General features: G+C 62.8%; 1 protein-coding gene. It reads left to right on the forward strand.

Translation table 11 applies throughout. The features are described from left to right. Nucleotides 1–1,423 (forward strand): aldehyde dehydrogenase (gene adh, locus ORI27_RS32810; RefSeq protein ID WP_266001422.1); only part of this gene is annotated, 1,423 nt, incomplete at both ends.

Below are 1,423 nucleotides of genomic sequence, written 5' to 3' on the forward strand. Positions count from 1 at the left end.
CGCCGGTGGGGGGTGAGTATTTCGAGAATCCGACGCCGGTGACTGGTGAGGTGTTCTGTGAGGTGGCGCGTTCCACCGGCGCCGATATCGATGTGGCGTTGGATGCCGCGCATGCGGCCGCGCCGGCGTGGGGTAAGACGGCGCCTGCCGAGCGGGCGGTGATCCTGAACAAGATCGCCGATCGGATCGAGGCGAATCTGGAGTCGATCGCCCTGGCCGAGTCGTGGGACAACGGCAAGCCGATCCGGGAGACGCTGGCCGCCGATATTCCGTTGGCGGTGGATCACTTCCGGTATTTCGCGGCGGCGATCCGGGCGCAGGAAGGTTCGCTGTCGCAGATCGACGAGGACACGGTGGCGTATCACTTCCACGAGCCGTTGGGGGTGGTGGGGCAGATCATTCCGTGGAATTTCCCGATCCTGATGGCGGTGTGGAAGTTGGCGCCGGCGTTGGCGGCGGGTAATGCGGTGGTGCTCAAGCCGGCCGAGCAGACCCCGGCCTCGGTGCTTTACCTCGTGTCGTTGATCGCCGATCTGTTGCCTGCTGGTGTGCTCAATGTGGTCAACGGGTTCGGGGTGGAGGCGGGTAAGCCGTTGGCGTCGAGCAATCGGATCGCCAAGATCGCGTTCACCGGGGAGACGACCACCGGCCGGTTGATCATGCAGTACGCCTCTCAGAACCTGATCCCGGTGACCTTGGAGTTGGGTGGTAAGAGTCCGAACATCTTTTTCTCCGATGTGATGGCCGCCAATGACGACTATCAGGACAAGGCGTTGGAGGGGTTCACGATGTTCGCCCTCAATCAGGGTGAGGTGTGTACCTGCCCGTCGCGCAGTTTGATTCAGTCCGATATCTACGACGAGTTCTTGGCGATGGCCGCGATCCGTACCAAGGCGGTGCGCCAGGGTGATCCGCTGGACACCACGACGATGATCGGGGCGCAGGCCTCCAACGATCAGTTGGAGAAGATCCTGTCTTACATCGAGATCGGCAAGAGTGAAGGCGCCAAAGTCATGACCGGTGGTGAGCGCGCCGACCTCGGTGGGGACCTGGGCGGCGGCTATTACGTGCAGCCGACGATCTTCACCGGGAACAACGCGATGCGGGTCTTCCAGGAGGAGATCTTCGGACCCGTCGTCGCGGTCACGTCGTTCACCGACTATGACGACGCGATCCGCATCGCCAACGACACGTTGTACGGGTTGGGTGCGGGGGTGTGGAGCCGCGATGGCAACACCGCCTATCGGGCCGGGCGCGATATCAAAGCCGGCCGGGTGTGGACCAACTGCTATCACGCCTATCCCGCCCACGCGGCGTTCGGCGGCTACAAGCAGTCCGGCATCGGGCGGGAGAACCACCTCATGATGCTCGACCACTACCAGCAGACCAAGAACCTGCTCGTCTCCTACAGCAACAAAGCCCA

The organism is Mycobacterium pinniadriaticum (genome assembly GCF_026242045.1).
In the GTDB taxonomy this organism is placed as follows: domain Bacteria; phylum Actinomycetota; class Actinomycetes; order Mycobacteriales; family Mycobacteriaceae; genus Mycobacterium; species Mycobacterium pinniadriaticum.